This is a genomic window from Rhodococcus sp. NPDC059968, assembly GCF_042738615.1.
Classification (GTDB): domain Bacteria; phylum Actinomycetota; class Actinomycetes; order Mycobacteriales; family Mycobacteriaceae; genus Rhodococcus_F.
In genome coordinates this window covers 27,719-51,845 of record NZ_JBHWUE010000036.1, presented here as the reverse complement: position 1 = coordinate 51,845, position 24,127 = coordinate 27,719, and the positions used below count along the sequence as shown (strand labels likewise).

At 62.0% G+C, this 24,127-nt stretch carries 24 protein-coding genes and 2 pseudogenes; 15 read left to right on the top strand and 11 right to left on the bottom strand.

Translation table 11 applies throughout. The annotated features are described in order from the left end of the window. Positions 1–1,074 precede the first annotated feature (1,074 nt). The 3 genes from ACFWAY_RS26255 to ACFWAY_RS26245 form a co-directional block, all read right to left on the bottom strand. Positions 1,075–2,310 carry a CaiB/BaiF CoA transferase family protein gene (locus ACFWAY_RS26255; protein ID WP_378512707.1) on the bottom strand — a complete coding sequence of 412 codons (1,236 nt, stop codon included), beginning with the start codon at positions 2,308–2,310 and terminating at the stop codon, positions 1,075–1,077. Next, positions 2,307–3,197, bottom strand: a complete 891-nt coding sequence (locus tag ACFWAY_RS26250; protein ID WP_378512755.1) for an enoyl-CoA hydratase/isomerase family protein — start codon at positions 3,195–3,197, stop codon at positions 2,307–2,309. Before ACFWAY_RS26250 ends, ACFWAY_RS26255 begins: the two co-directional genes overlap by 4 nt. Before the next feature lie 207 nt (positions 3,198–3,404). Then, complete coding sequence (locus ACFWAY_RS26245) at positions 3,405–3,728, bottom strand: putative quinol monooxygenase (RefSeq protein ID WP_378512706.1); 324 nt, start codon at positions 3,726–3,728, stop codon at positions 3,405–3,407. Positions 3,729–3,959: 231 nt separating this feature from the next. On the opposite strand from ACFWAY_RS26245, the gene ACFWAY_RS26240 reads away from it, so the two are divergent. Both ACFWAY_RS26240 and ACFWAY_RS26235 read left to right on the top strand, forming a co-directional pair. After that, on the top strand, positions 3,960–4,832 hold the full coding sequence (locus ACFWAY_RS26240; protein ID WP_378512705.1) for an enoyl-CoA hydratase/isomerase family protein: 873 nt from the start codon (positions 3,960–3,962) through the stop codon (positions 4,830–4,832). Beyond that, positions 4,777–6,117 carry an epoxide hydrolase family protein gene (locus tag ACFWAY_RS26235; RefSeq protein WP_378512704.1) on the top strand — a complete coding sequence of 447 codons (1,341 nt, stop codon included), beginning with the start codon at positions 4,777–4,779 and terminating at the stop codon, positions 6,115–6,117. Before ACFWAY_RS26240 ends, ACFWAY_RS26235 begins: the two co-directional genes overlap by 56 nt. 11 nt (positions 6,118–6,128) lie before the next feature. Here ACFWAY_RS26235 and ACFWAY_RS26230 read toward each other — a convergent pair whose 3' ends face one another. Continuing rightward, complete coding sequence (locus tag ACFWAY_RS26230) at positions 6,129–6,584, bottom strand: MaoC family dehydratase (protein WP_378512703.1); 456 nt, start codon at positions 6,582–6,584, stop codon at positions 6,129–6,131. Between the two features lie 142 nt (positions 6,585–6,726). On the opposite strand from ACFWAY_RS26230, the gene ACFWAY_RS26225 reads away from it, so the two are divergent. The 8 genes and pseudogenes from ACFWAY_RS26225 (at position 6,727) to ACFWAY_RS26190 (ending at position 16,378) form a co-directional block, all read left to right on the top strand. Next, positions 6,727–7,494, top strand: a complete 768-nt coding sequence (locus ACFWAY_RS26225) for an SDR family NAD(P)-dependent oxidoreductase (protein WP_378512702.1) — start codon at positions 6,727–6,729, stop codon at positions 7,492–7,494. A gap of 197 nt (positions 7,495–7,691) precedes the next feature. Next, entirely contained in the window at positions 7,692–10,967 is a 3,276-nt protein-coding gene (locus tag ACFWAY_RS26220) for a protein kinase (RefSeq protein ID WP_378512701.1), read from the top strand. A gap of 1,627 nt (positions 10,968–12,594) precedes the next feature. After that, positions 12,595–12,834, top strand: a complete 240-nt coding sequence (locus ACFWAY_RS26215; protein WP_378512700.1) for a hypothetical protein — start codon at positions 12,595–12,597, stop codon at positions 12,832–12,834. Positions 12,835–12,845: 11 nt separating this feature from the next. Next, positions 12,846–13,649: pseudogene (locus tag ACFWAY_RS26210) on the top strand (hypothetical protein); the annotation flags it as partial. A 25-nt stretch (positions 13,650–13,674) separates the two neighbouring features. Next, positions 13,675–13,968 (top strand): hypothetical protein, encoded by a 294-nt coding sequence (locus ACFWAY_RS26205; RefSeq protein WP_378512758.1) that lies wholly within the window; start codon positions 13,675–13,677, stop codon positions 13,966–13,968. 41 nt (positions 13,969–14,009) lie between these two features. After that, complete coding sequence (locus ACFWAY_RS26200) at positions 14,010–14,942, top strand: fumarylacetoacetate hydrolase family protein (protein ID WP_378512754.1); 933 nt, start codon at positions 14,010–14,012, stop codon at positions 14,940–14,942. Further along, positions 14,932–15,957 (top strand): C-terminal binding protein, encoded by a 1,026-nt coding sequence (locus ACFWAY_RS26195; protein WP_378512699.1) that lies wholly within the window; start codon positions 14,932–14,934, stop codon positions 15,955–15,957. The genes ACFWAY_RS26200 and ACFWAY_RS26195 overlap by 11 nt, the downstream gene beginning before the upstream one ends. Before the next feature lie 28 nt (positions 15,958–15,985). Next, positions 15,986–16,378, top strand: a complete 393-nt coding sequence (locus ACFWAY_RS26190; RefSeq protein ID WP_378512698.1) for a hypothetical protein — start codon at positions 15,986–15,988, stop codon at positions 16,376–16,378. Between the two features lie 152 nt (positions 16,379–16,530). Here the strand turns inward: ACFWAY_RS26190 and ACFWAY_RS26185 are convergent, their stop codons facing one another. Next, positions 16,531–16,983, bottom strand: a complete 453-nt coding sequence (locus tag ACFWAY_RS26185; protein ID WP_378512697.1) for a MarR family winged helix-turn-helix transcriptional regulator — start codon at positions 16,981–16,983, stop codon at positions 16,531–16,533. 170 nt (positions 16,984–17,153) lie between these two features. On the opposite strand from ACFWAY_RS26185, the gene ACFWAY_RS26180 reads away from it, so the two are divergent. Then, a complete protein-coding gene (locus ACFWAY_RS26180; RefSeq protein WP_378512696.1) occupies positions 17,154–17,612 on the top strand; it encodes a hypothetical protein in 459 nt (152 codons plus the stop codon). Positions 17,613–17,859: 247 nt separating this feature from the next. Here ACFWAY_RS26180 and ACFWAY_RS26175 read toward each other — a convergent pair. Further along, positions 17,860–18,175, bottom strand: a pseudogene (locus ACFWAY_RS26175) (KUP/HAK/KT family potassium transporter); the annotation flags it as partial. Between the two features lie 239 nt (positions 18,176–18,414). On the opposite strand from ACFWAY_RS26175, the gene ACFWAY_RS26170 reads away from it, so the two are divergent. After that, positions 18,415–19,110: an alpha/beta fold hydrolase gene (locus ACFWAY_RS26170; RefSeq protein WP_378512695.1), complete on the top strand. Its 696-nt coding sequence runs from the start codon at positions 18,415–18,417 to the stop codon at positions 19,108–19,110. Between the two features lie 370 nt (positions 19,111–19,480). Then, positions 19,481–19,666, top strand: a complete 186-nt coding sequence (locus tag ACFWAY_RS26165; RefSeq protein WP_378512694.1) for a hypothetical protein — start codon at positions 19,481–19,483, stop codon at positions 19,664–19,666. A 67-nt stretch (positions 19,667–19,733) separates the two neighbouring features. On the opposite strand, the gene ACFWAY_RS26160 is transcribed toward ACFWAY_RS26165, so the two are convergent. Together ACFWAY_RS26160 and ACFWAY_RS26155 are read right to left on the bottom strand one after the other, a co-directional pair. Then, on the bottom strand, positions 19,734–19,883 hold the full coding sequence (locus ACFWAY_RS26160; RefSeq protein WP_378512693.1) for a hypothetical protein: 150 nt from the start codon (positions 19,881–19,883) through the stop codon (positions 19,734–19,736). Between the two features lie 67 nt (positions 19,884–19,950). Beyond that, positions 19,951–20,502, bottom strand: coding sequence for a TetR/AcrR family transcriptional regulator (locus ACFWAY_RS26155; RefSeq protein ID WP_378512692.1), 552 nt, complete (start codon positions 20,500–20,502; stop codon positions 19,951–19,953). A 100-nt stretch (positions 20,503–20,602) separates the two neighbouring features. On the opposite strand from ACFWAY_RS26155, the gene ACFWAY_RS26150 reads away from it, so the two are divergent. Both ACFWAY_RS26150 and ACFWAY_RS26145 read left to right on the top strand, forming a co-directional pair. Beyond that, complete coding sequence (locus tag ACFWAY_RS26150) at positions 20,603–21,529, top strand: zinc-binding dehydrogenase (RefSeq protein WP_378512691.1); 927 nt, start codon at positions 20,603–20,605, stop codon at positions 21,527–21,529. Between the two features lie 163 nt (positions 21,530–21,692). Then, positions 21,693–21,845 (top strand): hypothetical protein, encoded by a 153-nt coding sequence (locus tag ACFWAY_RS26145; RefSeq protein WP_378512690.1) that lies wholly within the window; start codon positions 21,693–21,695, stop codon positions 21,843–21,845. Here the strand turns inward: ACFWAY_RS26145 and ACFWAY_RS26140 are convergent, their stop codons facing one another. From ACFWAY_RS26140 to ACFWAY_RS26130, 3 genes are read right to left on the bottom strand one after another with little or no spacing between them, the layout of a single operon-like run. After that, on the bottom strand, positions 21,846–22,325 hold the full coding sequence (locus ACFWAY_RS26140; protein WP_378512689.1) for a hemerythrin domain-containing protein: 480 nt from the start codon (positions 22,323–22,325) through the stop codon (positions 21,846–21,848). A 41-nt stretch (positions 22,326–22,366) separates the two neighbouring features. Beyond that, complete coding sequence (msuE, locus tag ACFWAY_RS26135) at positions 22,367–22,933, bottom strand: FMN reductase (protein ID WP_378512688.1); 567 nt, start codon at positions 22,931–22,933, stop codon at positions 22,367–22,369. Next, the gene (locus ACFWAY_RS26130) at positions 22,930–24,090 is read right to left on the bottom strand and encodes an LLM class flavin-dependent oxidoreductase (protein WP_378512687.1); all 1,161 of its coding nucleotides are present in this window, start codon (positions 24,088–24,090) and stop codon (positions 22,930–22,932) included. Before ACFWAY_RS26130 ends, msuE begins: the two co-directional genes overlap by 4 nt. Positions 24,091–24,127 lie beyond the last annotated feature (37 nt).

Here is a 24,127-nt window from a genome sequence, read left to right as displayed (position 1 = left end):
GCGGATCACCTTCTGGATGCTTCTGCCCCGACGAGAAGCAGCACCGGCACCAGCCTCTGCTTAATCGTGGTATTCGCCGAACCGGAACCGGAATCGAGCGACACGACGTTTTCCCTCGGTGGCTGGGCCGTTCGGTCAACTCCCGCACATAAATACCGATACAGCCACGGCTGGTGGTGAGGGGATCGACCGCCTCCCGCTCGCACATCTGCAGATACTCGGCAAGCCCGCGAGCGTAGGCGTCGATCGTCAGGGCCACCAGCCCGAATCGGTCCACAGCCGCAGCCCACCCGGGCGCCTGCACGTGCCGGCACAACACCGGCCACTTGTCCACCACCGTGCCGGTTGAGCCATCTCGTCAAGTTCCGTGGTCAACACCGAGGAGACATGATCATCCGCACGGCCAGATTCCGCGTAACTTCTAAGATGCTAGAACGGCAGATATACGAACGCGCCGGATACGATCTACTTCGCAACCGAATACTCCTCAGCCACTGACAACACTCAGGAACCATCGTGGAAAGCGGCCAGAACCAGCCGATTGAATCCGCTCGACGGTGTTGCGGTGCGGGCAGAGGGCGGGGTCGAACACGGGCGGTCTTCCTCGAGGATCCTTCGCATTGCGTTTCTCGATCCGATGCGGCCATTGCAGGATAGTCTGTGTGATGTGACTGCTACGCAGCAGCTTTCAGGTTCAATGGCGCGAGGGTGTCTGATCCGGGAATTAGAGGGATGGGGTCGCCATGTCGTTGCGGGCACATCTTCGAGCAGAGGTTGCGTGCTGGTGGGCGAGGATACTGGTCGAGCCGATCGCCGCCAGCGCCGCACCGCGTCATCGTCGACGGCGTGGGCGGCGTGGGCGGCGTGGAACCGCCGCAACCATCGCTTCATAAGTTCCGTTGCTCGACCAGCGCCTGTGCCGTTCCCCGATCGACTGCCACGCCCCGACTCGACGGATGCACCTTCCAGGGCGAAACGGTGTGGAACCGCCAGCAAGCCGTCTTGGGCGTGAACCTGTGGTCATTCCACAGCCGGCCACGGGGTACCGAGGCAGGCATCACCCCAGCGAGCACGTCAGGAGGGCTGACCTGCAGTGACTGGTGGTATCACGGTCGTTCCGCTGGTAACCATTGCGTCGATCTCGTCGGCGCTGAAGCCGACCTCGTCGAGAATCTCCCGAGAATGCTCGCCTAGATTCGCCGGCAGCTGACGGATCGAGTTCGGAGCGTTCGTGTATCGAACGGGATTATTCAGGAGACGGATGCGTCCCTCGGTCGGGTGCTCATGCTCGGTGAGGAGCCCAGCGCTTGCGAGTGCCTGATCTTCGACAAGTTCCTGTGGTGTCTGGACTTTGCTGCACGGCACGTCCGCCTCCTCCAGGAGGCGCAGCCATTCATCGCTGGTCTTGGTCTTGATTACCGGAATCATGATCTCATATAGCTCATTCAAATGGGATGAACGGGCGTGGACAGTCGCATATCGCGGATCGTCGAGCAGTTCAGCTCTGCCGATCAGCGGTAAGAAGCTTCGCCAGGCCTTGTCCGTGTACGGCGCGACGGTGATGACACCGTCTGCGGTGTCGAACGGCTTTCGATTCGGAGACACACTGCGCGGGTAACGCGCCGGCCCGAGCGCCGGCACAAAGGACTCGCCCGCCAGGTGGGGGCTGAGGTTGAACGCGGCCATCGAGTCGTACATTCGCACTTCAACCTCATCACCTTCTCCCGTCCGACTCTTGCGGTAGAGGGCTCCGAGGATGCCTCCCAACGCAAACAAGCCACAGGTGAGGTCGGCCATCGGCAATCCAACGAAGCTCGGATGGCCCGTCAGCTCTCCCTGAAGTGCCACCGAGCCAGTGAGCGCTTGAATGACGTCATCGATCGCCGGCTTGGCATTGTTGGGGTTGTCCGCTCCATATCCGACGACTCGGCAGTACACCAACCCTGGATTAATCGCGGTCAGATCCTCGTAGGTGATGTTCAACTTCGCCAGCGCTGCGGGACGATAGTTCACCACAAACACGTCGGCGGTCTCGATGAGTCGCCTGAGCGCTTCCTGACCCTCGGGGTGCTTGAGGTCGAGAACGATACTGCGCTTGTTTCGGTTGAAGATGAGGAAGTTCGCAGACATGTCCGCATGGCGCTGGGCGCCGACCGAGCGAGTGAGGTCACCGACAGGGCTTTCCACCTTGATGACATCTGCGCCCATGTCGCCGAGGAACTGAGTGGCGTAGGGTCCGACGATCACCCGTGTGAGGTCGACGACGCGCAGCCCAGCCAGTGGACCCGGCGCCTTTCCGTCGGGACTCATCGTTCCCTCGCTCCGGTAGTTACTTCGGTGATCGTGGAGTCGACGCCCGCGTTGCGAAGCTTCAGTGCTGCCGCCATACCACTGTCCCGCAGAGTTCCGTGGAAGTCGTTTCCGTGGCTTCCGGCCGCGTGTGCATTGATGTTGTTGCCGACGCCGATCATGCTGTGCAGCCCGGCGATCTCGTACATGCGGTGGATGCCTTCCTTGTACGCCGCGATCGTCTCGATCGTCAGACCCGAGGCAGATTCGGCCCAGCTGGCGACCTCGGCGGGCAGCGCTTCTTGTGACACCACTCGTTGAACAAGATTGAGCTGGTGTGCGGTCTCTGCGTCGAACCAGCCGCCCATCAGCAAGAGTTGCTTCAGTACGCGCATCGGAAGTTGGAAGGAATAGATCGCCAGCGGGTGATTTTGGCTACCGGTGCGTGCCTGTTCCCAGCTGAAGCGGGTGCCATCGGCGGCGAGAATGAAGTCGAAGGGAGCAAGCATGCGCTGCGCATATGGCCCGACGAATCCGTGAACCCCTGCGATGAGCGTCTTACGGAAGTACCAGGAACGAGGCAGCGACGGGGTGTGCATCGCCGGCGGGGGCCACAGACGACGATTGGCTCCGTCCCGGCGGTCGGGCCGATCGAACATCTTTACGCCATCGCCGTTGTCGCTCTGTGCCGGCGGTTCAGGATCGCGGAAGGTGTTGGCGAACTCCTTCATGTCCGCGCCGGCAGAGAACACCGGCCCTCGCCCTTGTAGCGTCACCACCTTGATGTCGTCGTCGCCTTGGGCGAGTTCGAGCACGTCATCCCATTCGTCCTCGACCTCCGTGGAGATGGCGTTCCGCACCTCTGGCCGGTTGAGCCAGCAGTCTAGTACTGCCCCCCGCTTCGTCACCTCGATGAATTCGAACTTAGCCACATCGAACCTTTCGCTCAGGTCGTGATGATCTCGCTGTTGGACCTGGACAGCCCGAGCAAGTCATCGCAGTCAGGAGCGCACCTCGGACGGTTGTCAGGATCAACCCGGACATCAGTCGATCGTATGCGTTTCCATTTTTAGCCTATCACTTCAGCCTAACTTCGAAGTCAATTGGATGTTTCCTCATTTCGCAGACGAGACACTGGGGAGGATCGCCGCAGCGCCGAAACCCGCAAGGAGTTCTTCCAGCTCCGGCGTCGGATCACCGTGCACCTCGAGCGACACGAGGTCCACCATCGTCATGTACCTCGCGGCATGGGGGTTGTTACGGCTGTGCGAGAGCCATCCTTCGACATCCCGGTACACCGCCATTTGCACCAACCGATGAGCAGACTCGTCGGCATAGATCTCGTAGACCAGGGTGCCCGGGCGTTCGTTGGCGTCCCGCACTTGCTCGCGGGCAACTTCTTTTGCCGCATCCCAGTGACCCGTCTTCACTGCAACCACTGACCGACACTGCAGTAACGCCATCTCGTCCTCTTCTCTTCTGGCGTCGGGTCCGGACCGCTCAGGTCGAGGGGTGGGACAGACGCATCTCCACCTCATGCGATGGGAGCGTATGGGATTCCAAATCTACAATTATCGTGCTTCACTTTACGAATCATATGCTCAAATTCCGAATGCTGTGGCGCCCAGGGATGCGGATCGCTCGCATCACAGGGCAGGAGTAGGAGAACCGTGGGAACTGTGCCCTGGCGTGACGCGGTCAAGTCCGCAGTCATCTCGATGGACGGCAAAGGTCCAGCGGACGCGCTGCTGGAGGTCGAGTGCTTAGAACACGGCGGCGCCGACATCGCGTTAATTCGATTCAACCGTCCGGCGTCTCTGAATCCGATGGACAAGAACACGATCGGTGCGTTGGGAAGCCTGCTGTCATTATTGGTCTCGGAGAAGATCGATCGCGCCCCCGATGCAATCGTGCTGACCGGCAAGGGCGCCAGCTTCTCAGCTGGTGGAGACTTGAAGGGTTACCAGGCCCTCTACCGGGATCCGGGTCAACTCAGGATCTTCATGCAGAGTTTCGCCGAGGTCTGTCACTTACTGGAATCTTGTCCGTCGTTGACGGTGGCGATGATCAACGGCACATGCGTCGCAGGAGGACTGGAGATCTCGCTTGCCTGCGATCTGATGACCGCATCCGAGACTGCGAGGATCGGCGACGGTCACCTCAAGTTCGCACAGCTTCCCGGTGCCGGTGCCAGCCAGCGCCTTGTGAAAGCGGTCGGAAGTGCACGAGCGTCGAAGTGGCTCCTTACTGGTCGCCTCTTCGATGCCGCTGAGGCCGAGTCGGCCGGATTGATCTCATTGCGGGCTCCGCTGGAAACACTGCAAGACGCGACATTGGATCTGGTCGCGGAGATCGCGCAGCACAGTCCGCTGGCGCGGCGTCGGATGAAAGAACTGATCACGATCGCGGAGACCACGGACCTTACAGAGGGCCTCGCGCGCGAGGCCGACATCTTCTTTGAGCACTGCACACAGTCTTACGACGTGTATGAGGGCCTTCGCGCATTCGCCGACAAGCGCCCTGCCCGCTATTACGGACGATGAGCACGCTCACGCGGTGCCGAGCAGGGCTGTGGGGCTCGACTCGACCGCACTCAACATTGAAATCTACTGCAGCGGAGGTTGCACGGTCATGAGCGTTATACGTCCAATCTCACTCGAGGTACCCGAATCAGACCTCGTTGATTTGGCTGCACGCCTGCAGCGCCCACGCTTCCCCTCCAACTGCCACGGCGACGGATGGTCACACGGCACAAGCACGACGTACTTGCGCGAACTGGCCCACTACTGGCGCGATGAGTATGACTGGCGGACCGCGGAAGCGACGATCAACAGACTCCCGAACTTCGAGTATTCGTCTTCGATGGGCCCGATTCACTTCGTCCACACGCGAAGCACAGTCCCCGACGCGGTACCCCTGATTCTTACCCATGGCTGGCCGTGGACCTTTCTGGACTATGCACCGCTTCTACAGATGCTCACCGAGCCAGGTCCCGGCAAGCCGGCGTTTAATCTCGTGGTGCCGTCGCTACCAGGATTTTGCCTGTCGGCGCGGGCGGCCGGCCCGAACTGGTGGGAAACCGCCGACATCTGGGCAGAGCTCATGACTGCGTTGGGGTACGAAACGTTCGGTGCGGTGGGCGGCGACTGGGGCGCGTGGGTCACTGCCCAATTGGGGCACAAATATCCCGAACGCCTCATCGGCATTCACCTCTTCGATGCCGCACGTCTCGACGCATGGGGGACGAACCGTCCGTGGGACCTGTTCGAACCAGCTCGTCAGAACATGTCCACGCAGGAACTGGACACGTTCCTCGCATTCGAACGCAAGGCCGCCTCTCACGTCACGGTCCAGGTTCTCGATCCCCTCACGCTCGCGCACGCACTGAACGACTCACCGATCGGCCTCTGCTCCTGGCTGGTCGAACGCCGCCGTTCGTGGAGCGATTGTGGGGGCGACCTGGAATCCGTCTACACGAAAGAAGACTTGATCACCACCACAATGCTCTACTGGCTCACGGACTCGGTCGCCAGCAGTCTGTGCTTCTATCCGTCCGCGGTGGAGAGGCCCTGGACGCCCGTGCACCGAGGTTCACCGCTCGTTCAGGCCCCGACCGCTATCTCGACGTTCGAGCACCATGCTCGCAAGCCCGGCCCCTGGGTGGACGATTACTACAACATGCAATGGAGGAGCACCCACCAGAAAGGTGGGCACTTCTCACCGAGGGAACAACCCGGTCAGGTCGCCGCGGACCTGCAGCGAAGCTTCGGGCACTTTACGCGCAAGAAGAACGGGCGCCGTACCGCACAACCCGCGCGGATGTGGTGATCACGTTGCGATCAGCGACTGACCAGCACTCTCGCATCGGCGACGCAACTCGGCTTCTCGGTTCCCTCGACCTCGCCGATCACACGTACCGTCACCTGGAGCCCGCGTGAAGACGGAATGACTTCTGCGATCTCCGCACGCGCGCGAAGCCGTGATCCGACAGGTACCGGTGCAGTGAACCTCAGTTTGTCGAGCCCGTAGTTGACCAGAACAACATCGGGTTCGACGTCGAGCAACTCACCCAGCAGCGTGCCGACGAGCGAGATCGTCAGGTAACCGTGCGCAATCGTCCTTCCGAAGGTTCCCGATGCTGCACGTTGGGGATCGACGTGGATCCATTGATGATCCTCAGTGATGTCCGCAAAACCGTCGATGCGGTTTTGCGCGACGTGAATCCACCGACTGGCGCCGAGATCACGGCCTGCTGCCGTCGCCAGGTCCTCATAGGTCAGCTTGCTTGTGGTCATACGTCAACTCCTGATTCAGCGGTCATACGACATCGCGAAGGCGACTCAAGGAGTAGGAACCCTTCGCCACCTATTGCGAATGTAGTACGAACATATAGTATGGACTACCATAGTTTCGAATTGCTTTTCAACAGGAGATGTGATGATCGGACTCGATGGAGCCGTTGCCCTCGTCGCTGGCGTGGGCCCCGGACTGGGAACCTCGACCGCCACCGCTTTGGCCCGCGCCGGTGCATCGCTCGTGGTAGCCGCACGTAGCCAAGCGTCGGTAGACAGCGCGGTCGATGCGGTGTCCCGGGTGGGCGCCAGCGCGACCGGTGTGATCGCAGACCTCACTCGCCCCGAGGAACGGGAGAGTCTGTTGCACGTGCTGGAGGAGCGCGGCGGACTCGACGTGTTGGTCTACAACGCGTCGTCCACCGGACAGAACGTCGACATCGCTGACGTCGAACTCGATGATTGGCGACATCTCGCGGAAGTCAACCTGTGGAGCCCGATCGCATTGGCGCAATCGGCATTACCCCTCCTCCGAAAGTCGGACCGAGCCTCGGTGGTCATGGTGAGCGCCATGACGACTCGTATGGTGTCCGCCCGCGGTCGCGGAGGTTATGCGATCACCAAGGCCGCACTCAATCAGGCTGTCAAGACGATGGCGTTCGAGTTCGGCGCGGACGACATTCGCGTCAACGGTGTGGTTCCCGGCTGGATGGAAACTCCTACGATTCGTGAATGGCGTGACGACCCCGATAAGCGCCCACATCTCGAGAGGGCAGCCTCTCAGATTCCGCTCGGCGGTATCCCCCATCCCAACGATGTGGCCGGCACCGTCGTGTTCCTCGCTTCGCGGCTGTCAGCCGCGGTGACTGGAGAGTTGGTCGACAGCAACGGCGGGCAGTACATGCGGGGGTAGCCACGGTATCGGCCATCAACCGTCGAATGTTCGATTGAGAGAGCAGAATCAACGGTTCGGCGATGTCTCACAACGCATCCGGCGCCAAACGCAATGACATCTCATCCACCACGAGTCACATTATGCAACACATGCAACTTCAATCACATGAACACGCTCCAATGGTCAGTTTCGATTCGCACCCTACACAGCGTGACATGACCCTCGACATACCTGCGGAGCTCGCCAAAGCGGGATTTGTGGATGCTGAGGAGATTGGTCACGGCGGGTTCGGGACGGTCTACCGCTGCCAGCAGCCATCGCTTGATCGCGTTGTTGCTGTAAAGGTACTAACTCAGAACCTCGAGTCGGAGAATCTCGCGCGGTTCCTTCGTGAGCAACATGCGATGGGCAAACTGTCTGGGCATCCGAACATCATCAATATCTTTCAAATCGGCAAGACCGATGATGATGGCTTGCCTTTCATTGTGATGCAGTACCACTCGCAGGGTTCACTAGAGGCGCGGATCCGCGGGTTCGGGCCGCTTGATTGGACGGACGCCCTTCGGCTCGGCGTCAGACTAGCTGGTGCCTTGGAAACTGCTCACCGCATTGGGATCCTTCACCGCGATGTCAAACCCGCGAACATCCTGCTCACCGACTACGGTGAACCTCAGCTCGCCGACTTCGGCATTGCACACATGGTGGGTGGATTCGAGACCGCGACCGGAGTCGTCACCGGGTCGCCGGCCTTCACGGCGCCGGAGATCATCAGAGGTGACACCGCCCGTCCAGTCTCCGACGTATATAGTCTTGCGGCGACGTTGTTCTCCGCCTTAACCGGTCACGCAGCCGTCGAACGTCACAACGACGAGCGGGTTGTGGCCCACTTTGTGCGCATCACAACTGACGCTGTTTCGGATCTTCGCGGACGAGAAGTACCTGACGACTTCTGTGCCGCAATCGAAATCGGGATGGCGACCGATCCTGATGATCGGCCGGCCTCCGCAATCGAGTTTGGACAGCGACTACGCGGGATTGAGCGGCGACACGACTGCTCCGTCGACGCGATGGCAGTGCCGACCAGGCCGGGTGCCCAGCGACACGAGGGCACAGATAACGACGGCTGGTCTTTCTCCCCTAGCGCTGGTGTCGGAGCAGACTCCCGGACAGGTCCGCAGCCGGAGTCCAGGAGCACATTGACAGGCCGGAGACACCTCCCACTCGAGCTCACCAGTTTCGTGGGTCGGCGCCGGGAACTGGCCAAGGCCAAGACGTTGCTCGCAGCATCCCGACTTGTGACACTGACCGGGATGGGCGGGGTCGGTAAGACCCGGTTGGCACTGCATGTTGCGGCAGAGCTGGAACGAACGTTCGACGACGGTGTGTGGCTTGTCGAGTTGGGCGAGTTGCAAGATGCGGAACTTCTCGCGAACACTGTTGCTGACGCGCTGTCGCTTCGAGCACAGTCAGGTCGACCGGTGGAGAACTTGGTGGACTACCTCAGGACCCGACGATTGTTGATCGTGCTCGATAACTGCGAACAGATCGTCGAGGCGGTCGCCGAACTGGCCGAGAATCTGCTCCGAATCTGCCCTGAATTGCATTTCTTGGTCACCAGTCGCGAACCGCTGGGTGTCGGCGGAGAAACTACGCTGCGTGTGCCGCCGCTGAGCGCGCCCGGACAAGACAAGCCACACTCCCCGCGTGGCCTCGGACAATACGAGGCCGTGGCGTTGTTCACCGATCGGGCAATCACCGCCTTACCAGAGTTTGAGATTACGGACGACAACTACCAGTTCGTGGCGGAGATCTGCCAACGACTCGACGGACTCCCCCTCGCGCTCGAACTCGCCGCCGCACGCATGCGGTCACTGTCCGCGGCACAGATCTTGCAGCGACTCACGGACCGATACCGGCTCCTGACACTGGGATATCGAGGGGCTCCCGCCCGTCAGCAGACACTGAGACTTTCAATCGACTGGAGCTATGACCTCTGTTCTCCGGACGAGAAGTACCTCTGGGCGCGACTGTCAGTCTTCGCTGGAAGCTTCGAGACGGACGCCGCAGAGGACATCTGTGCCGGCAACTTATCGTCCGGGGACCTGTTGGACACCTTGGCCCGATTGGTCGACAAGTCCATCCTGGTTAGGGAATCGTGCGGAACGACCGTGCGCTACCGGATCCTCGAGACGCTGAGGGAGTACGGACACGAAAAGCTACTCGAAAGCGGTGAGGAACGGTCGCTGCGTCGGCAGCACATGAAGTGGTACGAAAGGCTCGTTCTGCGTGCCGAGGCCGAATGGATCAGCCCTTCACAGCGCGAGTGGGCCGCTCGATTGGAACGGGAGCAATCGAATCTCCGCGATGCCATGCAGTACCGCTGTTCGGAACCAGACGAGATTGGCACAGGACTGAGTATCGTAAGTGCGCTGTATCCGTTCTGGCTTGCACGGGGCCTCATCAACGAAGGACGGCGCTGTCTCGACCTCGCCCTGTCGTGCCAGGACGATCATCCCACGTTGTCAAGGGTTAAAGCGTTGTACGCCAACAGCGTCTTAGCGGGGTTGCAGGGAAACATTCGCGCAGCGACGAAGATGGTTGAAGAAGCGATTGACATTGCAGAACAGCTTGACACGACAGCCCAAGCGTTGAGCTTGAATGCAGACGGTTTGCTCGCATTCCATACCGGTGATCTCACGCGCGCAGTCTCCTGCTTCGACAGGGCTCTCGAAACATTTCGCAGCGAAGGAGATCTGCTGCGGACGATTGAGATCCTCATCGGGCTTGCCCTGGTTGGCGAACTGAACGGTGACACAGCAAGCGCGATTGCATGTAACGAAGAGGTGCTGACAATCACAGAACGCACTGGCGATTCATTCCACCGTGTGTACTCCCTATGGTCTCTCGGACTCGCGCTCAGGCACTCCGACCCCCGACGAGGAGTCAGTCTGCTGAAAGAAAGTCTGAAACTCGCACGGGTGCTCGATGACCCGCTCGCGACGGCGTGGTGCTTGGAAGCCCTTTCGTGGATCGCGTTCGACGAGAACCGCTTCCGCCGAGCAGTGGTCCTGATCGGCGCCGCGGAAACTCTGTGGCACACGCTCGCTGCACCCGCGATGAACATTCCCGCCTTTCATACCAACCATGATCAGTACAAGCAGCGGAGCCGATCACTTCTCGGGGAGAAACCCTTCGAGGCGGCGTTCCATGAGGGCGAAAGCCTCAATCTCCCATGCGCTGTCGCGTACGCACTCGAAGAAAAATCCCCGGCTTCCTCGCCGGTGGGCGCCGACGGTTTGCCGAGCTTGACTCGGCGCGAGGGTCAGGTGGCCGAGCTGGTAGCCCAGGGGCTAACCAACAGGGCGATCGCGGCCAAGTTGGTGATCTCGCAACGCACCGCTCAGGGTCATGTCGAGCACATCCTCACCAAGCTCGGGTTCACCTCGCGGACACAGATCGCGGCGTGGGTCATCGAGCAAAAGGCCACATGATGACGCTGTAGCGCCATCATGTTGGGTGGACCAGGCTGGCATGCTGACCGGAGCCGTATTCTGGGCCCACAGCACTGGGATCTGTTCCACAGAGACAGTTCGATCGCGGTGTAGGTTCCAATCCCTCTTTCCTGCAGGGCGGGTTACGGCTTCGATTCGCATCTGCACTAGGAACAATTGACTCGACGTTGTCGAACAGGGGCGTTAGCAGGGAGCTGCACGTTGTGCCGAGCACCTTATTCGGAGTGATTTGCGCAATTTCGGCATGCAACCGCCAGTCAGCCTGGAGAAACTTCACCGGATCCCTCAACTGACGTGTGTGCTATCCCGCCGAGCAGCCGACGTAGTTCCCCGATGTCTTCTTTCGTCGCATACCGAGCGGCGTCTGCAACCAATACCGGCTCGAGCGCGTCACGCACGACCAATGTGTCCGCGCCCGAGACCGGATCGGTCGCCGACGACCGCATCGATGATCCGATAGCAACCTTGGACTGTGGTGCCATGAGGTCCTCCGCGACCTCTGGAGACAGCCCCTGGAGGACCAGGTCAGCCCACTTTCGATAGCTTCCGCCTCGCTCGAGGTCAGCTTGTCACCGAACCAATGCTTGACCCCGGCAATGTGTACACGCGCGGCGCGGGCGCAACCGCTCTCGGCCACGCTTGGTGAGCTGGCCCGAGCGGTTCCGCCGATCGCTCTCGAGCTCCCCACGCTGCACCAGCTGAGCATCCTCCATCTTTGCCAACACGCGGCTGAGCCACTCTGCCCCATCAGCGTGCGATCCTGCAGTTCGCGCTGAATCAGTGCCCCATGGCGTCAGCGACATGTAGCAAGACTTCGTACCAGGCCATGTCGAGGCCCTCAACGCGTTGGAGTTCCTCCGCGAGTTTCCTCATCAACCGACCGTGCGCGTACAGCATTGCCGCCACGCGGTCACCTGCGCATTCGCCTCGCTGGTGCTCACACACTCGCCTCCGTTCCTCCCGCACCGCCACGCAGATCCTGACAGTCCACGCTCGCCAGATGGCCAATGAGACAGATCTCTGCGCACGCATAGAACAACTAAGGTAGTGAAACCGATAATCTACCGAGCGAGGCGCCAGCCACGATACTTGACGCGCTCTGACGTGGAATTATGCCGAATCAACGCGTACTTCAGCACCGATTTCAATCCTTGCGCAGGCATTGAATTTGTGGTTTACTGATTGTGGCAGCAGCCACACCCGCAAGGAGGCATCCACAATGACCGGAGGCATCTGTGTAACCGTGGACAACCTCAGCCGTGTCCGCGAGGTTGGCTTAGGCGAGGCCTTCCGCCCGGATCCGACCGAACCCGGGCTTCAGATCGGGGTTTCTCATCGAGACACGATGCAAGCTGAAGGTCACCACCGCGGGACGAGGTATCAGCCTCGCGGAAGCCGACCAGTACTCGCGGCACTTCAGCGAATCTCAGCTCGCCTAACAGGCTCGCCTGGACGGGGGCAGCGGTGGCCCCGTCCAGGCCCTTCACATCGACATAACGGTGAAAAGACCATGCGGCTACCCACAATGACGAGTCAACCGACGTTGGTTCATAGCCGGACCGCCAGGACCCCACAGCTACGTTTCACCTTGCTAGGAGAAAGTCCGATGCTCGACCGCACATTCTGGATTCGCATCCAGCTCGAAACGGATGATGATCTACGCGCGGACATATCGAACCACGAGTGGACCGATGAACAACACGTCGCCATGGTGCAAGCACTTCATACTCGTGAGGACGCACGGCTAGCGGCCGAAAGGTTGGCGGGACAAGTTCGATGGACGGAAGTCCACTCCCACCATTACGAGTGCACAACCGATGAACTCGACACCGCAGCAGTGGCGTAGGACCGGGACCCATGACACACGGAGCGAATCGGTGTCGGATGCACACGGGCCCCTCCTCGTCGAGGGTCGTCGAGGGGTCGGTGCACCTCGCCACAAGCCATCGCCAAACCGAGACGAGTTGCGGACTTCACTGGGCGCGACACGACGGCAGTACGAATGCCTCGCCGCGGTGGATGAAATCGGCCGCACACAACGTCTCAGCACCGTGTGGTGTCGCCGCCGCGCATCCCACGTACATCGCCTCATCCAACGGAGATCGCGTGCCGTGCAACAGATCCGATGTATCCGTCCCACCGAGCATCCTGAACGACGTTGAAGACGCTGCGAGATATCTAAGGCAGCGAGGCCTGGTGCCTCCCGGCCCCATCCCGGCCGGCCGCCTTCGCCCCGGACACCGTGGTGCAATTCGTGTCGGAAAGCCGGTACTGACGGTCAGTGAACCGTCAGCCCTCACTCGGGCGGCGGATTCGATGGCCCGAGTCGAAGAGGTTACACCCGAGATCGTGTGGTTGGATCTGGACTACGGCGTGCTTGTCACCCGCTACGTTCCTGGAACGAACTGGGATCAGCATCTGCCGGCAGGCAGGATTGCCGCGCGGATGTTTGCGATCGCCGGCGCCGCTCTGCGCATGATCCACGAAGTACCCCTCGGCACTTCTGCCTACCCCGAACACGTCCTACGCTTAAGCGCTACAAAGGTCTTTGCGAACACCGAGACCGACACCGGCGCCTACGTCGCCGATCTTCACGAACACCTGCTCACGTGCGGGCGTAGCCTCCTCCACGGAGACTTCAGCCCCCATCATGTGCTGATCACGCCAGGCCGGCGACTGACCGTACATGGGATGGAAGGCTGTTGTGCAGGGTGCCAGCATCAGCGATGTTGCGCACTTCCTGGCGTCGTCGCTGCTCCGGAGCCGCACACAGCCGTACACCGAGAACTCGTATATCGATGCTGGACGCGCCTTCCTCGGCGCGTACGGAGACCACGACGAATCGCTGCTTGCACCCCTTGTAGGCGTCGAGATTCTCGATCTCATCAGCCGACTGCAACAGATGTCCGTCGCGACAATCGACGCGCTGAGGACCCTCGCACTCGGACTTCTTCGCCAGACAGTCCCGCTGCCCTGGTAACCCACCAATGCACACAACCCCACGGGAAAGCATCGAGAACGATGAAACTGGTAAACCTGCACGGTCGGCCCTCCCTCGTTCGTGACGACGGACATGTCGACATCGAGCGCGTCTCGGAAGGGCTCTTTCCGAGCTTCGAGGCAGTCTTCAATCACTGGACGGCATTTCGCGACTGGGCCGACACCGATCGCACTAGCCCGGTGCCGAGCCAAGCCCCCTTGGGGCCCGCGGTTCCTCGACCCCAGCAGGTCTTCGGTGTCGGCTTCAACTATGCCGCCCACGTCACCGAGGCGGCCGCCCACATCTCTACTTCGGCAGGACCACCACCGCTCCCACTGATCTTCACCAAGTTTCCCTCGCCCATCACCGGCCCCACCGATGACATCGAGCTTCCCAACGAAACCGGTGACTACGAGGTTGAACTAGTCGTAGTGATTGGCACACGTGCCGATCGACTGAGGGTGGAGAACGCCTGGTCTCATGTGGCAGGACTCGCCGTTGGCCAAGACATTTCCTCTCGTGGCGTCCAGTTCCTCGGCCCAGAGCAGCACACCGTCGGAAAATCGTTCCGGGCTTTTGCGCCTATCGGACCCTATCTCGTCACCCCCGACGAGCTCGCCGACCCTACGAACTTGATGATGTCGTGCTGGATCAACGGCGACCTTCGGCAGAAGAGTACAACGTCCGAGATGATCTACAACGTCGCCGAACTGGTGGCCTTGCTATCGGCCGTCACCCCTCTCGAATCAGGCGACCTGATCTTCACCGGAACCCCCGAAGGTGTTGGTGGACTCGAGAATCCACCACGCTACCTCGTTGCCGGAGATCTGATCATCAGTGAAATCGAAGGTCTCGGCCGTATGGAGAACCGGTGCCGGACCGCAGCACCCGGCGCCGGACTTCGGCCAGCGCTGGCACCACTAAGCCCCGTACCCGCACTCTCCGGACCTTCGAGGATCGATCATGTCAACTAAAGTCCTTGTCACCGATTACGCGTGGCCCTCACTCGACATCGAACGCGGCATCCTGGCAACCGTCGGCGCCGAACTCCTGGTGTCGCCATCACCTGTCGAAAGCGCTTTGGTCGAGCTTGCGCCTCAAGCCGACGCCATCTTGACCTGTTGGGCACCCGTGACGGAGGCAGTACTCAACGCCGCTACACGGTGTCAGACCGTGGCACGCTACGGGGTGGGACTCGATAACATCGACGTCAACCGGGCCGACCAATTAGGCCTTGTGGTCACCAATGTGCCGGATTACTGCGTCGATGAGGTCAGTGACCACGCCCTTGCGCTATTGCTGTCCCACTCACGGCACATCGTCCCGTTTGCCCAACAGACACGGTCGGGGGCATGGGACAACACTGCCTTCGGGCCCATGCGCCGACTGCGGGGCCAAACCCTTGGACTAGTTGGATACGGCCACATCGCACGCGCCCTCGCAGACAAAGCCACCGCTTTGGGCATGCGGGTCCTGGCGTACTCGCGCGGTCTCACGACGGCTGGCACGGTCGGCACCAAGGTCGGCTCGGCCACCGCGGTCGGCAGCCTCGACGAACTCCTCGCTGCGTCGGACGTAGTGTCCCTGCACGTTCCACTGACGGAACACACCCACGCGCTAATTGGTGAACATGAATTCGCCATGATGAAGGACACCGCCTACCTGATCAACACCTCACGCGGGCCTGTCATCGACACTGATGCCCTGAGTCGAGCACTCCGCAGCGGCACCCTGGCTGGCGCCGCGCTCGACGTGCTGAGCATCGAACCGCCAGCCCCGGACGATCCGCTGCGCATGATCCAAAACCTGGTCCTTACTCCACACGCGGCATTCGACTCCCTCGAATCAGTGGCCGAACTGCGGCGCAAGGCGGCGAGCAATGTCGCGGATGTGCTCAGAGGCGCTCGCCCACACTATATCGTCAACCCCAGCGTCTATGAATCGATCGCACATACCGACCGCGCCCGGTCAATCGAGGTGCGGGCATGACAACGACTCCAACGACCGAGGCATCACCGTGGATCCGCATCGACCAGGACACATTGCCTCCTACCTCTCCCAGCGAGGGCTGATCGCGGCCGACATCGCAAGCACGGTAGAGGTACTCGCTGGCGGCGTATCCAGTGACGTCTTCGCCATCACCGCCGGGGAGAGACAGCTCGTCGTCAAGCAAGCGCTCCCCCAACTCAAGGTGACCGATGTCGTCTTTTCCCCACGCATCCGGGGTGATCAGATCACACGCCCGGCGGGACAGTGGTTCGACTGCCGCCACATATCCCACGGCGAGGTGGCCGATGAACTGTTGCAGGCGTTGGTGATCGACCCGCAGCCGCTTCGCCATCGGCTGCATCGACTTCCGCGCCCGTCGAGCATCAACCCCCGCACATTCACTCCCGCCGTCGCCCGCTGATCCTTGCGCGCCAGCGACGAGAACACCTCACCGGCAAACGTATCCAACTGTTCCCCGACACGGGCGAGACCGGCTGTATCCAGGCCGCACACTCTCGAGAAAGCCACGCAAACTCGAGCCGACACGCCGAGCTAACAAAGTACTCCCTAGTCCTAGTAAAGCCGCGCGGACAACCTGGTGAAGACCCGCCGGATGCAGCGCAATTCCTCGGCATCGAGGTCGTCGAGGAAGAGGTCACGGGCAGCCTGGGCATGAGGCGGCGCCGCATCACGCAACGCCTGCAGACCGACCGCGGTCAACACTGCACGACTGCCCCGCCCGTCGTCCGGCGCCGGTTCCCGCGCCACCAGACCCCGCTTGCGCATCGAGGTGATCTGGTAGGTGATCCGACTGCGGGAGAAGACCATCTTCGCGGCGATCTCACGCATCCGCAGCCGCTGCCCCGGCGCCTCGGACAGCAACAGCAACACGTGATAGTCGATCATGCTCAGACCGGTCGACGCCCGCAGCGCCTCATCGAGCCGGGTCTCGAGCCGCAGGCTGCCCTCGATATAGACCCGCCAGGCCTGACGCTGCTCCTCGGTCAACTCGTTCCGCTTCGGCACCGCACCCCTTCCATCCAACCCACCACCAAATACTTAAGAACTGTACTACCGACGTTTGCGATCTACCCGTACGGGCGCGAAACCAATGGGAATAAAAGGAGATTGGATCATGTTGATGATAGTAGAAATTTAAACTATAGGGCTCGCGCCCCCGAACCGAGGAGCTGGACATGACGAAGAACCTGGGTCTGATCGACCCCACTAACGCGGTGCCGTTGGCAGGACACCGCGGACTCGGCACGGCCAGTGCCGGCGGGCCGCTCGGGAAGCCAGCGGCCGCGAAATCGAAGACGGCCTGGTTCGCCGCGCTGGGTGCCGCCGCCGTGCTCCTCGTCGGTGCGGGCATCGACGCCGCGACCACGCCCTCGGCGGAGGGTGCGGCCACGCCCGCCGCCACGAGCATCGCCGCGCCCGGGGTCAACACCCCCGGCGACGACAACGACAGCCGTGACCGGCACGAGCGGCGCGAGCGCCGGGAGCAGCAGCGCGCCGACACCCTGCCGGACGCCGTCATCCTCGGTCAGATGGTGGCCGCGGGAATCGCCGATACCCCCTTCCAGGCCACTCCGGCCTGGGGCCTGGAGCGCCCCACGATCGGGGAGGGCCTGCAGACGGACACGCTGGGTTGAAGCATGCGGGAGCGGTTCGCGGGATGCGCCGATCGGCGACCGGTGCAACCGTGACGCAAGCGCCGCCGGACGGGCTGGGCGACGGCGCACGAGGTGCTCATGCCCGGATTCACCAAGGAAACCATGGTCTCGTACCACGGGGTCATGGCCGCCGCCCGTCGATGATCTGTGCGCGAGCACCGACCGCCACGACGGCGCCTACGTCCCACAGTCGAGGAGATGGGCAAACTCATGCTCGACGTGACCGGGCCAGCACCACGGCCAGTCGGCGGCCGCGCGCCCCATCCAGGCGCCGCAGCAGCGTGATCAGCGCCATGACCCCGCCCTCGCCGTCGGGCGCGCATCACCAGCAAGACGTAGGTCGGGGTGACGACGATCATCACCGACCAGAAGATCAGCGACACGCCGCCGTACACGCTGTCCTCGCTGACCGGCACCGGGTGCGGATCCTCCGGGTTGAACACCGTCTGGATGGTGTAGATCGGGCTGGTCCCGATGTCGCCGAACACCACACCCAGTGCGCCGACCACCACGGCGGCCCGAACCGTATCTCGACCACCCACCGCGCGAACCGGCGGACTGACTCCGGGCTCTGTGTCCACCGCGCGCTCCGCGTCTGCAGGTCCGATCCCATTGTCTGTCTTCCTGGACGTGCTGACCGCGGAAGTCGAGTTTCTCTCCCCTGGGTGTCGAGGAAACCCAGGCCCAATCTGAAGACGATCAACTGACGGATTCACGAACACTAATCTCGTGATGCCCTAGATTCACTGATATTGACCAACTTTCAGGCAAGGAGACCAGCATGAGTGCAGCAGAAAAGACCGTCGTTCTCGTTCACGGGGGATTTGTGGACGGATCCGGCTGGAGGGCCGTCTACGACACACTCACGAAGGACGGATTCGGCGTCCGCGTCGTGCAGAATCCGACGAAATCGCTCGCGGACGATGCCGCCACGACACGACAGGTCATCGACGACGTCGACGGCCCCGTCATCCTCGTGGGGCACTCCTACGGGGGAGCCGTCATCACCGAGGCCGGCACGCACCCCAACGTCGCCGCCCTCGTCTACATCACGGCATTCGCGCCGGACACGGGTGAGTCCGTGAACACCCTCCTCGGCGGCTTCCCGCAGGACGGACCCCAGCCCCCGATACTGCCGCCGCAAGACGGCAACCTCTTCCTCGACCGGAACAAATTCTCCGACTCGTTCGCCGCGGACGTATCAGCTGAGCAAGCGGCGTTCCTGGCCGACTCCCAGGTTCCATGGGGTCTCGACGCCCTCGGTGGGACCATCAGTGACGCCGCCTGGCGCGTCAAGCCGAGTTGGTACCTGCACGTCACCGAAGACCGGATGATCCCGCCCACTGCACAGGAGTCGATGGCCAAGCGGATCGGAGCGACCGTGATCGAGACACCCGGAAGCCACGCCGTGTACGTGTCACGACCCGACGTCGTCGCCGACATCATCCGACAGGCAGCATCCGCAGCCGAACAATAGCTACTGACCGCGAACCCACACGGGATCTGCCTGTTCCAGTGCGACAACTACGGCGCCGCGTCGGCGGTGAATCCGCCGGCACGGCGCCTTACCCAGAAGCATTGACAGGCTCCCCGGCGCGGCGGCCGTGCCGGATCGGGTGCGGAACCCGTAACCCCGCACATACACGAAGGCGGCGCCGAGCACTCGATGGTGTCCGGCGCAGCGTCCCCCGCACAGGATGCCGCACGAGAACTACCTCGCCCTCCTCTCCGGACCTCCCGACACCGACGTCCACGAGAATCGTCGACGAACCCCTCCTGCGCCGACGGCGCCGCTGGGGAAGTGCGGGGTCGCAGGAGACACACGGATAGCAGGGAAGCCTCCGCCGATGCGGAGTGCGGTAAAGGTGATTGGGGATCGCCACCCCGAGTGCAAGTTATGGGATCCGATCCTGTGGGATCGGTCAGGCGCCAACGCCGACACTCAGCGGCTCACCTCCGCACGCCTCGCGCGGTCCAAGGGGCGCAGAATCGACATCCTCACTGCGTACGGATTCCTCGATCCGGTCAACTAACTGAACACGTGTTACCTACCGGTTCGCATCCGGATCTGCGTCGACTCGACTCGGCACGCTTCGAGACTCAGCGCCGGCTCGCACGCAGGAACGCCTGTAGTTCGGCACCAGCTACCCAGTCCCACGAAGCCGAACCGTTGCAGTGCAACGGGTAACGGCCCAGCGCCGCCTCGTCGACGGACACGATCAGCGCGTCCTCCCCATCGACACTTACCATGACGAACACCGGGGCACCTTCGGTGTGGACCGTGACGCGGTCCAGGCCACGGCGGGAAAACTCGGCCTCAGCCGGCGGTCCGTCGAAGCCCATCCAACAGGACGTTCTGAGCGGCGCGGCGTTCTTCGGCGATGACGGCGGAATCGGCCATCCGCATGAGGGCAGCGATGTCCGCGACGGTCACGTCAGTGCGCAGCACTCCGGCATGGCGGGCCCGTTCGGCGACGGGCGCGACGATGCCGAAGGTGGCCTGACTGCCGTATTCGGCTGCGGCGGGCGAGGTGCGGCACAGGGTGTCGAAGAGAAACAGGTCAGTCGGTTCCAGCACGCAGCCTTGCGTGAAAACGGTACGGAACGCTTCCCAGGCGTCGTGCATTGTCATGGCGCGCTCGGCGATCCGCCGTGCGCCGTCGCAGAGATCACTCAGGAGCTGTTCGACCAGGTCGTTCTTGGTGGGGAAGTGTCGGTAGAGGGTGGTAGTCCCTACTCCGGCGCGGCGGGCGATCGCCTCGAGGGAGAGGCCCGGGCCGTACTCGGCGAAGGCGGTGCGAGCAGCGTCGAGGAGGCGCTGCCGGTTGCGGATCTGGTCCTTGCGCGGTCTCTGTGCCGATGTGGTCATGCGCGTGGCTCCCTCGGTCAAAAAACGGTAGTGACAGTACCGGTTTACCGTGCATAAAGTAAACCGATAGTAGCACTACCGTTTCAAGGAAGGTCCTCCCATGCGCGCACTCATCTCCACCGGCCGGCCCGGCGACCTCGTCGAGATAGCTGACATCGACCGACCCGTGCCTGCCGACGACCAGGCTCTGGTCCGGGTGACCGAATTTTCCCTCAACCGCACTGACTTCCTGAACCTGAGCAGCCCGGACACCGCTTACCGCCCCGGCGTCGACGCGGTCGGCCTCGTCGAGCGGGCCGCCGCGGACGGCAGCGGGCCCTCCGCCGGACAGCGCGTCGTGATACACCTGCCCGGCGGCGGCGCGGCGGCCCAGTACGTCGCAGTCGCCGCCGACCGCGTCGTCCCGGTACCGGACGGCGTGCCCTCCGACGTCGCCGCAGCCCTCCCTCTGGCCGGCCTGGTGGCCCGCCGTATGCTGGCCAAGGCTGGACCCCTGTCCGGCCGCCGCATTCTCGCCACCGGCGTCACCGGGGGTGTCGGCCAGTTCGTCGTCCAACTCGCCGTCGCCGAGGGAGCACAGGTCACCGCCGTCGCAGCGGAGAGCGCACCCTGGCAGCACCTCCCCGCCCTCGGGGCCCGCGTCACCCACGACGTCACCGCCCTGGACAACGGTTCTTTCGACATTGTCCTGGAGTCCGTCGGCGGTCCTCTCGGCAGCACAGCCGCGAAGAAACTCGCTCATGACGGCCTGTTCCTCTGGTTCGGGCAGGCCTCCGCCCAACCGCTGACGCTCGACTTCTTCAGCCTGCTCGAAGGGGGACGATCACTGACCCTGCACCACTTCGTCTACTTCGCCGCCGACACCCACCAGGACGCCCGCGACCTGACCGCACTTCTCGAACTGGCCGAACAAGGCAATCTACGTGCCGAGATCGGACACCGGGACGACTGGAGCCGCACCGCCACACTCCTCGATGAAATGGCCCACGGCCGCCTGCGCGGCAAAGCCGTCCTGACCATCCGTTGATCCGCGGCCAGGGAGCTTTGAACGCATTCGCAATCACATTCGAAGGCCGCATCACCACGAACGGAAACTAAACCCATGCGCCAGAGCCAGATCCACCGATAATCTGATAGTCCCTGCGAGCAGCGATTGTGGATAGAAGGGTCCACGTGTCTAGGAAGTCGGCTTGGTAGGGATGGTCCTGGATGCCGAGAAGGTCGAATTCAAGGCGGTCAAAGAGCTCGCCGGTGCGCAGTACCGCGCCAGCGTCGGCGGCGGAGGGTGTGAGGAAGTAGCCGAAGTGGATGTCGCGGCCGTAGTCAGAGATGGGAACTCCTAATCATCCGAGGTGCCAGTCTTGTGTCATGGTGCGGAAGTACGGAAACATCGCCGTCTCCTCGTCCGCGAGATGTGCCCTCAGGTGGGTGGCAAGGGTGCCAATTGCCGTACGCGCTCGCGCGACCGATTCGTGGTCGGCGGTTAGATGTAGTGAGGCGGCTTTCGCTTCGTCCACCAACTCTCCGATTGCCTCATGCTGGGCCTTGAGTTCGCCGATTACCGGTTTGAGTTCGGGGAATCGGCGCGCCATGGTCGGGAACATGCGCTGGTCTTCGATCGTGTGATGCAGAGTGAGGTGGTTGCAGTAGAAGTCGCAGTTCACCCGAAGTTGCCACACGAAATTCGCTGCTGTGAGACTGTTGATCATCTTGGGCACCGCGCTGTGGTCCGCTGTTGCATCGAGCAGGATCGTGAGGGCACGGTCGAGCGTGACGATGTCATCCCGGAGCGGAGCGTGCGCCTGCCGCAGTTGGGTGATCATTCTTTCTCCCGCGGCGGTGCTTCTTCCGCTGGCCGTCGCGGTCATGGATGCACCTGCACTGATTCGTCTGCCGCCATTGCGTGTGCCACCGGCAGGATGTCGTTGACCGCCACTTCGATTCGCTCGTATGCTTCTGGGTTCAATATCGTCGTACCGTCAAAATCTCCTGCGCTTAAGTAGATTCCGACGGGAGCGACCAATGCTTGGAAGAACGCAAATAGGGGCCGCATCGCGTGTTCGAGGACTAGGGCATGACGATCGCTGCCCCCGGTTGCCGCGATCAGGACGGGTTTGTTTGCCAGTGCGTATTGGTCGACGAAGTCGAAGAAGTGCTTGAACAGTCCCGTGTAGGAGCCGCGGTACACCGGTGAGGCTGCGATCAGCAGATCGGCGGATTCGACGGCCCGGATGGTTTCGCACGTTGCTTCGTCGAGGTCCTCGGGTGACAGGGCTGAAGTCAGGCCCGTTCCGAGTTGGTGTACTTCGACGATGCGGGTGCTGATCTGTGTTCGCTCCGCCAGGGTAGCGAGAATCAATTCCACCAGTGCGCGGGTTTTCGATGGTTCTTGCAGGCTTCCAGCCACTGCCATCACCGTCAGCTGATTCACTTCGTTGTCTCCAGATCCTTAAGTTTCGCAATTTCTTTGCGTATGACTGGGGCGACTTCTGTGCCGAGGATTTCGATCGCGCGCAGCATGTCCTTCTGTGGTACGTTTCCGAATCCCATTTGGATCATCAAGCGATCGTGCTTGAACAGCTCGTATTGGGACATGACCTTGTCGATGATCTCCTGTGGGCCGCCCAAGAAGAAGGCACCCCCGGCACTCGCCTGTGCCTCGTATGCCTTGCGCGGCATCGGTACCCCGTTCCCGCGTTGGTGGTGATTCTGCATCCAGCCGGCTTGGAAGTATGGGTACGACAGATCCAGTGCGCGCTTACTGGTGTCGGCGATGAATCCCGGCGACGACACCGATATCTTCAACCCGGTCGGGTCGTGCCCGAGATTTGCGACGGTGTCGCGGTAGAGTTCGACGTAGGGTGCGAAGTAGCGGTAACTTCCGCCGATGATTGCGAGCGACAGTGGCAGGTTCAGCTTCGCTGCGCGCACAACCGATGCCGGGGTGCCCCCGATGGCGACCCAGATGGGTAACTCCCGATCGGGTCGAGGCGTTATGTCGGCGTCGATCAGTGGTGCCCGATGATTGCCCTTCCAGTTCACCGGGTTCGTGTCGCGTAATCGAAGGAGTAGGTCGAGTTTCTCGGTGAATAGCTCGGTGTAGTCGGCGAGATCGTGGCCGAACAGTGGAAACGACTCGGTGTACGAGCCTCGTCCGGCGATGATCTCTGCGCGTCCTTCGGATATCAGGTCCAGCGTTGCGAATTGCTGAAACACACGCACGGGATCGTCGGAGCTGAGGATGGTGACGGCACTCGACAGTTTTATGCTCCTGGTAGCTTGCGCCATCGCCGCGAGTACGACAGCAGGTGCGGAGGCCGCGAAGTCGGTGCGGTGGTGTTCGCCCACTGCAAAAACGTCGAGACCGACTTCGTCCGAGATGGTGGCTTGCTCGATCAAGTCCCGGAGATGCTGACCTGGGTTCATCGTGATACCAGTCTCAGGATTGGGTGTCAGCTCTCCGAAGTGGTAGATGCCGAGTTCGAACGACATGTTTTTGCTTTCTCTATGGCGTGTCGGGGATGGCGGTCGGGCGGTGCAGATTGTTGATCGAGTCCCGTGCGCGTGGCGACGGAAGGCCGAGACCACATGCAATCCCCCGCAATGCTGTTCGCGGAGGACGGCG